General features: G+C 61.8%; 7 protein-coding genes and 1 tRNA gene. 2 read left to right on the top strand and 6 right to left on the bottom strand.

The annotated features are described in order from the left end of the window. Positions 1–71: 71 nt before the first annotated feature. From ECTPHS_RS13075 to ECTPHS_RS13065, 3 genes are all read right to left on the bottom strand, one after another. The gene (locus tag ECTPHS_RS13075; protein WP_008933234.1) at positions 72–1,622 is read right to left on the bottom strand and encodes a CHASE domain-containing protein; all 1,551 of its coding nucleotides are present in this window, start codon (positions 1,620–1,622) and stop codon (positions 72–74) included. Positions 1,623–1,897: 275 nt separating this feature from the next. Then, a tRNA-Asn gene (locus tag ECTPHS_RS13070) sits at positions 1,898–1,973 on the bottom strand. 62 nt (positions 1,974–2,035) lie between these two features. Further along, a complete protein-coding gene (locus ECTPHS_RS13065) occupies positions 2,036–3,223 on the bottom strand; it encodes a pyridoxal phosphate-dependent aminotransferase (RefSeq protein WP_008933233.1) in 1,188 nt (395 codons plus the stop codon). A gap of 134 nt (positions 3,224–3,357) precedes the next feature. On the opposite strand from ECTPHS_RS13065, the gene uvrB reads away from it, so the two are divergent. Continuing rightward, positions 3,358–5,376 carry an excinuclease ABC subunit UvrB gene (uvrB, locus tag ECTPHS_RS13060; protein WP_008933232.1) on the top strand — a complete coding sequence of 673 codons (2,019 nt, stop codon included), beginning with the start codon at positions 3,358–3,360 and terminating at the stop codon, positions 5,374–5,376. Continuing rightward, a complete protein-coding gene (locus ECTPHS_RS13055) occupies positions 5,373–6,584 on the top strand; it encodes a L,D-transpeptidase family protein (protein WP_083838863.1) in 1,212 nt (403 codons plus the stop codon). Before uvrB ends, ECTPHS_RS13055 begins: the two co-directional genes overlap by 4 nt. Positions 6,585–6,678: 94 nt before the next feature. On the opposite strand, the gene ECTPHS_RS13050 is transcribed toward ECTPHS_RS13055, so the two are convergent. The 3 genes from ECTPHS_RS13050 to ECTPHS_RS13040 all read right to left on the bottom strand — a co-directional run. After that, entirely contained in the window at positions 6,679–7,146 is a 468-nt protein-coding gene (locus tag ECTPHS_RS13050) for an RES family NAD+ phosphorylase (RefSeq protein WP_008933230.1), read from the bottom strand. Next, entirely contained in the window at positions 7,146–7,598 is a 453-nt protein-coding gene (locus tag ECTPHS_RS13045) for an antitoxin Xre/MbcA/ParS toxin-binding domain-containing protein (RefSeq protein ID WP_008933229.1), read from the bottom strand. Before ECTPHS_RS13045 ends, ECTPHS_RS13050 begins: the two co-directional genes overlap by 1 nt. A gap of 209 nt (positions 7,599–7,807) precedes the next feature. After that, a partial coding sequence (locus ECTPHS_RS13040; RefSeq protein ID WP_008933228.1) for an RNA-guided endonuclease TnpB family protein occupies positions 7,808–8,808 on the bottom strand: 1,001 nt, incomplete at its 5' end.

Below are 8,808 nucleotides of genomic sequence, written 5' to 3'. Positions count from 1 at the left end.
CCCAGACCCCATACTGCTGATGGTTCAGGAAAAACTCATCGTTTGGCCTGGCGACCAGCGCATAGCTCTGGTCATGTTCCAACAGGGGATAGGCCCTGACGAAAGGCGTGTTGAACTGAAAAAGGCCCGGATCCGGGGGGGGGTTCCGTGGCGGGATGCTGGGCCAGCAGGGAGGGTGCGGCGTTCTGATCCAGAGCAATCAGTTGCATCGTCGTTTGTGCCACCGTGATGTCATGCATGCCGATGACCTTCTCCAGTGCGTCCTGGAAAAGCATGGCGGCGGCCACAACCCCCAGGGGGTCTGAGTCGGCTTCACCGCCTTGATGGGCTCGGTGATTGACCCGCTTGAATATCAGGCTGCCCCGCTCATCCTGACCAGCATCCAGGTATAGCAACGAGACGGGCTCGGAGCCGATGACCCTGCCTGTACTGACCGCGCGCATCAGGGCAATGCGATGGCTCCTGTGGGAGCCCATGTCAAATCCCAGGGTGGACCAGCCTTTGCCCGGGGGCTCAATATAGAGTGCCGGATAGTGGACTCTCAGCGAATCTTCGGACACCAGACGAATGCCGTCCGCGGGGTTGTATTCATGGAGCCGGAATCCGGGCAGTCTATTGATCTGAGCCTGAGCCTCGATGAGAGGGCGGGTGTCAGGCGTGACCCTGGGAACCCACATGTAGGCTTGAAGCGGAGAGCGTTCCGTCAGCGGGCGGACGTAGTCAATGAAATCGAGGCGACTGTCCGCGCCGTGAACTTCCATGAAACGCGCCAGTACATGCAGATCATCGGATGCCCTCTGAAACACTTCGCGGAGTCGCTGCGCATACTGTGAGGCCTGCCGATCGAAGACTCGGAGTTGTTCCTGTTCATTGATCTGACGCGCCAGGAGCGTGCCAAGGACCGTGAGCAGGAGACCGATGATCAGGGTAGTGACCACGATAGCTGCCAGTTCCCCCTGTTCCTGGCGGCCTTGACTCTGTTCGACCGCTCTGAGTGTCCGGACGATCGCCAAGGCAAAGATGAGCAGAAACAGGCCGGCAATGCCTAGGCCGGGTAGCCATGTCCGCATCAGGTTGCGATCCCACAGATCCGTGGGGATTTCCAGGCTGACGATCAGCAAGACCTCGCCGGTACGGGGATGGAGGATGGGAGCCAGGGCGCGGATATAGCAGCCGTATTCGTCCGCATGCCTGTCGGTAAACAGTGCCTGCCCGGTATTGATGATGGTCTGCAGATCGCCTGATGACCCCTTGTAAGGCTCTCCTTGCCGTCCGGCATCGGACGGGTCATGGCTTTCCGGTCCATACAGGAACATGCCTTCGCGGGGGATGATCGTGACGATTCTCAGATTTGACTGCAGTGCGGCAAACGATTGCAACTGTCTTGCGATGCCGTCCAACAAAGGGATTCGTTGTTGCAGATCCACCCTTGTCATGGCTTCGGCATCTTCCCAGCCGAGGGCCGCTGCAAGTTGCGTCACCTGATTCAAGAGGCGTTCCTGGAGGGTATGCGCAGTAATGTTGGCCTGCCACAGTGAGAGGGCCAGCACGAAAGTGATCAGTGCACCGCAGGCCAGTCCCAGGGACAGGGCCGCTCCCCAGCGCTGTGAAAGCCAGTCCATGATAGTGGTTTTTCCTGGAATGCTCGATGGAGTACACGGTTACATATTCCGTTGCGCCATCTCTAGATAAATCGAAGTGCCTCTTACGAGGTGTCAGAGCAGGTTGAATACGGCATTTCAATAATAAACATATTCTTGTGGTGGGATTCTTCCATGTAATGGAGCGGGAAGGAAGGAGACTAGGCCTGGGCGGAGGGAACTGCAACCCGGCCGACAAAGGGGAAATCCTGCGCCACGAAAAAAGCCCAGGTGAATCCACCTGGGCTTTTCAATCTTGGCTCCCCGGGACGGGCTCGAACCGCCGACCTAGTGATTAACAGTCACCCGCTCTACCGACTGAGCTACCGGGGAATTGCTTGGAAGCCCGGCATATTACGGATTCCGCCGGGCTTCGTCAACACATTTTGTGAAGTTTATTCACCTTCCACCGCGCGGGCGATTCTTTCCACCGCCTGCTTCAGATTGTCCATGCTGGTGGCGAAGGAAATGCGCACGTGACCGTCGGCGCCGAAGGCGGAACCGGGCACCAGGGCCACGCCCACCTTGTCCAGCAGGTACTCGGAAAACTTCACGTCGCTGTCCATGCCCAGCTTCTCCATCGCACCCTTGACGCTGGGGAAGGAGTAGAACGTGCCGTCGGAGGGCAGGCATTCCACGCCCGGGATGGCGTTCAGGGCCGCCACCAGATAGTCATGACGCTGCTCGAAGGCCTTGCACATTTCACCCACACAGCCCTGGTCGCCGTTGAGGGCGGCCTCGGCGGCCTCCTGGGCGATGGAGGTGGGGTTGGAGGTGCTCTGGGACTGGATCTTCTTCATGGCGGAGATCAGGGCCTTGGGGCCGCCGGCGTAGCCGATACGCCAGCCGGTCATGGCATAGGCCTTGGAGACGCCGTTGAGCACGATGGTGCGGTCATACAGTGCCGGGCAGGCCATGAGGATGTTCACGAAGGGCACGCCCCGGAACATCATGTGCTCGTACATGTCGTCGGTGGCCACCAACACATGGGGATGACGCAGCAGCACTTCGCCCAGGGCGGCCAGTTCCTCGCGGCTGTAGGCCACGCCGGTGGGGTTGGAGGGGCTGTTGATCACCACCAGGCGGGTGCGCGGGGTGATGGCGGCTTCCAGCTGCTCGGGGGTCATCTTGAAACCCTGGGACTGATCGGCGGAAACGATCACCGGCTTGCCGTCGGCCAGCAGCACCATGTCCGGGTAGGAGACCCAGTAGGGCGCGGGGATGATGACTTCGTCGCCTTCGTTCAGCAGTGCCTGGGCCAGGTTGAAGAAACTCTGCTTGCCGCCGCAGGAGACCAGGATCTGGTCGGGCTGGAAGTCATGCCCGTTGTCACGCTTGAACTTGTCGATGATGGCCTGCTTCAGGCCGGGGGTGCCGTCCACCGCGGTGTAGCGGGTCTTGTTGTTGCGGATGGCGGCAATGCCGGCTTCCTTGATGGGATCCGGCGTATGGAAATCGGGCTCGCCGGCACCCAGGCCGATCACGTCGCGGCCCTGGGCCCGCAGCTGGGCGGCAAGGGCGGTCACGGCCAGGGTGGGGGAGGGCTTGATGCGCTGAACGCGGGAAGAGAGCTTGATGTCCAAGGCGATGTCCAGGGAATGCGTGTGTGGATGGGGTTCTGCGTGTGCACACCCGGCGGGGGTGCAAGGGCGCGTACAGGAAAGACGCGCCGAGTCAAGGTAGGATGATACTGAAACCAGGTGGATAAAATAAGCCCATGGACTCATGTTTCCAGCTCAAGACCTCATACACCCCGGCCGGCGACCAGCCTGCCGCCATCGCGCAGTTGCTCGACGGCCTGGATGCCGGGCTGGCCCACCAGATCCTGCTGGGGGTGACCGGTTCCGGCAAGACCTTCACCATTGCCAACGTCATCCAGCGCGCCCAGCGCCCGGCCATCATCCTGGCCCCGAACAAGACCCTGGCGGCCCAGCTCTACGGAGAGATGAAGGAGTTCTTCCCGGACAACGCGGTGGAGTATTTCGTCTCGTACTATGACTACTATCAGCCGGAGGCCTATGTCCCGTCTTCGGACACCTTCATCGAGAAGGACTCCGCCATCAACGATCACATCGAGCAGATGCGCCTGTCCGCCACCCGCGCCCTGCTGGAGCGGCGGGATGCCATCATCGTTGCCAGCGTGTCCGCCATCTACGGTCTGGGGGACCCTCGGGCCTACCTGCAGATGGTGCTGCACCTCAAGCGCGGCGATGTCATCGACCAGCGCCTGATCCTGCGCCGGTTGGCGGAACTGCAGTACACCCGCAACGATCTGGACCTCAAGCGGGGTACCTACCGGGTGCGGGGCGAGGTCATCGACATCCACCCGGCGGAGTCGGACCGGGAAGCGGTGCGCATCGAACTCTTCGACGAGGAGATCGAGCAGCTCTCCTATTTTGATCCCCTCACCGGGGAAGTGCTGCGCCGGGTGCCGCGCCTGACCATCTACCCCAAGACCCACTATGCCACCCCCCGGGAGACCCTGCTGGCGGCCATCGAGCAGATCAAGGATGAACTGCGGGACCGCCTGGAGGTGCTGCGCCGGGCGGATCAACTGGTGGAGGCCCAGCGCCTGGAACAGCGCACCCGGTTCGATCTGGAGATGATGCTGGAGCTGGGCTACTGTTCGGGGATCGAGAACTACTCCCGTTACCTGTCCGGGCGCAACGCCGGTGAACCGCCGCCCTGTTTCTTCGACTACCTGCCCGATGACGCCATCCTGGTCATCGACGAGAGTCACGTCACCGTGCCCCAGCTGGGGGCCATGTACAAGGGGGACCGGTCCCGCAAGGAGACCCTGGTGCAATACGGCTTCCGGTTACCGTCCGCCCTGGACAACCGGCCGTTGCGTTTCGAGGAGTTCGAGGCCCTTTCACCCCAGACCCTCTTCGTCTCCGCCACGCCCGGCCCTTATGAACAGGAGAAGGCCGGTCAGGTGGTGGAGCAGGTGGTGCGTCCCACCGGACTGGTGGACCCGGAGGTGGAGGTGCGACCCGCCTCGACCCAGGTGGATGACGTGCTGTCCGAGATCCGGCTGCGGGTGAAGGCCAACGAGCGGGTTCTGATCACGACCCTGACCAAGCGCATGGCCGAGGATCTCACCGATTATCTGGGGGAACACGGGGTTCGGGTGCGTTACCTGCATTCGGACATTGACACCGTGGAGCGGGTGGAGATCATACGCGATCTGCGTCTGGGAGAATTCGACGTGCTGGTGGGGATCAACCTGTTGCGGGAAGGGCTGGACATGCCGGAGGTGTCCCTGGTGGCGATCCTGGATGCGGACAAGGAAGGCTTCCTGCGTTCGGAGCGTTCCCTGATCCAGACCATCGGCCGGGCGGCCCGCAATCTCAACGGCAAGGCCATCCTGTATGCGGACACCATCACCGGCTCCATGCGTCGGGCCATGGACGAAACGTCCCGCCGCCGGGACAAGCAGATCGCCCACAATCAGGCCCATGGCATCACGCCGAGGGGGGTGCAAAAGCGCATCGCCGATATCATGGAAGGGGCCTATGCCGGCGGCGCCATGGCCACGCCGAAACGCCATGCCAAGGTGGCCGAGGAGGAGGCACGCTACGGACGGCTGTCGCCCCGGGACACGCTCAAGGAGATCAGTCGCCTGGAGGCACGCATGCTTGAGCATGCCCGTCATCTGGAATTTGAAGAAGCGGCCCGCCTGCGGGACGAAGTTGCGCGTCTGCGCGAGGGGATGTTGGGGGTGGTGGAGTCATGAAGTGTAGAAGCGTGTCTGCCCTGGCCCTGCTGGGAGCATGGGCATGGAGTCTTTCCGCCGGCCTGGGGGCAACAACCCTGTCGCTGCAACCGGGCTCGGATCTGGTGGGCGAGTTGCGGCATGTGGAGGCCCGCCATGAACACACCCTGATCGACATTGCCCGCAGTCATCAGGTGGGGTTCGAGGCCATCCGCAATGCCAACCCGGACCTCAATACCTGGATTCCCGGCGAAGGGGCCAGAGTACTGCTGCCGCTGCAGTTCGTGCTGCCGGACGCACCCCGTCGAGATATCGTCATCAACCTGCCGGAGATGCGACTTTACTATTTTGCCGCCGACGGCAAGCAGGTGATGTCCTATCCCGTCAGCATCGGGCGCATGGACTGGGATACCCCCCTGGGTACCCTGAAGATCACCGAAAAGCGTGAAAATCCCACCTGGACGCCGCCCCGGTCGGTGCGGGAGTCCTATGCCGCCCAGGGCAAGACTCTGCCAGCAGTGGTGCCGGCGGGGCCGGACAACCCCTTGGGTGAGTTCGCCATGCGGCTGAGCCGCCCCAGTTACCTGATCCACGGCACCAACTGGTCCACCGGCATCGGCATGCGCGCGACCCACGGCTGCATCCGCATGGACAATAATGACATCCGCACCCTCTATGGTCGGGTGCCGGTGGGGACATCCGTCAATATCGTCAACCAGCCCTTCAAGGCCGGCTGGAAGGGGGATGTCCTGTACCTGGAGGCCCATCCGCCCCTGGAAGAATTCAAGGAGGATCACAGCATCACTCCGGCGATCCAGCGCATCATGGCGGCGGTGGGTGAGAAGCCCGCCCGGGTGGACTGGACGCGGGTGCGTGAGGTGGCCGAGGCCGCCACCGGCGTACCCCAGCCCGTGGGCTACCGGGGGGAACTGACAGCCTTGCCGGAGTTGCGTCTGGGGCAGCGTCCCGCGGTGGCGCCGGAAGCCGATGCCGGTGACTGGTTCGTGCAGATGGGCAGTTTCAGCGAGGTGGACCGCGCCCGGGTGTTGAGCGCCAGGCTGGAGCAGGAGGGCTTTCCCGTCAATGTCTCCCAGTTCAGCAAGGGCGAGCGACCAATGTACCGCGTGTTACTGGGGCCGGTGCAGGACCGGGCCGCCGCCACCGACCTGGGCGAGCAAGTGGCCCGCCGGATGCTGATCGAAGGGATGGTGATACAGTTGCCGCGATAAGGACGTGTCTGGGGGCGTCTCCGGAAATGGCGTGACGGCTTTTGGTTGCCGGATGAATAGTTTTTTCTGTCGGATCGACGGCCTATAACTAATATCATGCGAGATTACGCAGCAGGCGAGTATCGGTTTGCAGAGACCGGGGCTTGCCAATGGTGATCCGAGTGAAATCGGGGTGACGCGGGTTAAACAGATAGTTGCGTTCCGCGGGAACCACGGCGCTGGGTAAGCTCAGTACTGCTGTTTGAGCGTTTTTGAGCCATTGGAGGCCGATGGCTTGCAGGGCACCTCGGGCGCCTATGGTTCGCCAGTTATCGGGTAGCTGTTCGGTGTCGATGTGCATCTGGCGCAGGTCGGATGGCAACTCTGCGGGAATCAGGACGTAGTGTGCCCGTAAGGGGTCATCCTGAACCATCAGTTCAAGCAGAGCCAGAGATTGGGATTCGGCCGTATAGACCACTTCCCAGCCTTTCGGATTCCAGCGACCACCATACAGACGTGCGCCTTCACCGCTGAATGCCGTTTCGGCAAAGCGCGCCGTGGTGATGCGCCACACGGTGCGCATCAGGCAAATACACCGTGTTCAATGCGCCCCAAAGTATCCAGCACGCTGTCGGCGCCGATGTCGGTATCCAGTAGCGACAGAGGAGTGACGCCGCCGAGCGCCGCATTCGGACTCTGCAACCAGTTCAGCGCGATGTCCGCATCCTCGAACACGGTTTCGGCACGCTCAACAGTGCGAGCCAAACGTACGAACTTGGCAGATTCTTCCGGTGAAAGAGCGCCTTCACGCTTACGCCTGGCGAGCGTGCGTTCCGGGATAGCCAAGGCAAGCGCCAACTCGGTCCGCTTGATTTGCGTCAGTCGCACCACTGCATCGACCGAGGCCGATGGTAAGCCCTGGCGAATCAGGGGTATCCAGTCCATCATCACCCTCGGTCTGCAACCTAGCACGTCTTCATCTCCAAGTAGAGCCACGGCGGAGATGAAGGATGTATTCATATTGGCAGTGGTCATGCGCGCCTCCGGCGTCAAGCCAGTTGGCAGTCAGTTTGGTCAAAAGTGGCGCGAAAGTCCATCTAATGATAGAAAAACCCCAGCCTTTCTCCCAGTTCCTTGAGCTTCCTTTGCAGCCGGATTTCATCCAGCAGGAACCTCTCGATTTTTCCGTCATGGGCTTGCAGGCCATGGGCCAGGGCATTGCGCAGGTTGATGAACTACCACCCCTAAACCGCTTGAGCGGTTGTAGGCATGGTTTCCGGTTTCGATGATCGGTGCGCAGTTGGGCGCTTGCCCTTCTGCGACTGACCCTGATCTCCACCGGCGTAGCCGTCCGGGAACGGCGGTTCGGGGCGCACCGCCCCTACCTGTTGAAGAGATTTGCACTGACCGATCACCGCTGTGACGCCGCGTCGGGCAATCACCCGGCTGGCGTTGTGGTCGGCATGATCGGTCTGCCCGCAGCGTTGACAGACAAATCGGCTCTGACTGAGCCGATTGTCGGGATGAATGTGGCCGCAAACGACACATTCCTGCGAGCTATGGTGCGGCGGCACCACGAGAAACAACACGTTGTTTCTCGGTGCCTTGTACTGGGCATAGGTTCTGATCTTGCCCCAGGCGCTATGGAGGATGCCCTTGTTGAGCCCCGCCTTGGTGCGGGCACCGTTGGGTGCGTGGCGCCCCCGTTCGTCGGTCTTTGCCTTCGGGCGACGACTCATGGAGGCCACCTTGAGGTCTTCCATGACCACGAGCCTCACCCCCGGCGCCGTCACCAATGCGTGACTGGCCTTATGGGCAAAGTCCTTACGCACGTTGTTGGCGTAGATGTGGGTGCGGGCCACGCGCTTTTTGGCCTTGTGCCAGCCGGATGAGCCCTTGGCACGTCGCGCCATCCGACGCTGCCAGCGAAGGCGCTGGCGTTCCTTGCGGGCCATTCGCTGCTTTTGCACCGGGTCGAAGGCATACACCGATCCCGTGCTGGCGTAGGCAGGTACCGCCACGCCGCGATCCACGCCGATGGTGGCCGCGTGCAATGAAGCCTCATCCCACTGCGATAACTCGGCCTGGATCTCTGCAGGGCGCGGATGGATCACGTCATCCTCGGTGGCAAATGACACATGCCACTGACCGGCGTTGATGCTGATGACGATGGATGCGGGCAGGTCATGGGACCGATCCGCGACGTAGCGCAACCGACCGAGCGGGTGCTTTTTCGTGCCGATCC

Origin of the sequence: Ectothiorhodospira sp. PHS-1 (genome assembly GCF_000225005.1) — a bacterium.
GTDB lineage: Bacteria > Pseudomonadota > Gammaproteobacteria > Ectothiorhodospirales > Ectothiorhodospiraceae > Ectothiorhodospira.
The sequence above is the reverse complement of the archived record's forward strand: the minus strand, read 5'-3'. Positions and strand labels throughout refer to the sequence as shown.

What these genes read in the sequence shown, in the direction of transcription:
- ECTPHS_RS13075 (WP_008933234.1), bottom strand. Translation starts at nt 1,622, where the DNA reads ATGGACTGGCTTTCACAGCGCTGGGGAGCGGCCCTGTCCCTGGGACTG.
- uvrB (WP_008933232.1), top strand. Translation starts at nt 3,358, where the DNA reads ATGGACTCATGTTTCCAGCTCAAGACCTCATACACCCCGGCCGGCGAC.
- ECTPHS_RS13055 (WP_083838863.1), top strand. Translation starts at nt 5,373, where the DNA reads ATGAAGTGTAGAAGCGTGTCTGCCCTGGCCCTGCTGGGAGCATGGGCA.
- ECTPHS_RS13050 (WP_008933230.1), bottom strand. Translation starts at nt 7,146, where the DNA reads ATGCGCACCGTGTGGCGCATCACCACGGCGCGCTTTGCCGAAACGGCA.
- ECTPHS_RS13045 (WP_008933229.1), bottom strand. Translation starts at nt 7,598, where the DNA reads ATGACCACTGCCAATATGAATACATCCTTCATCTCCGCCGTGGCTCTA.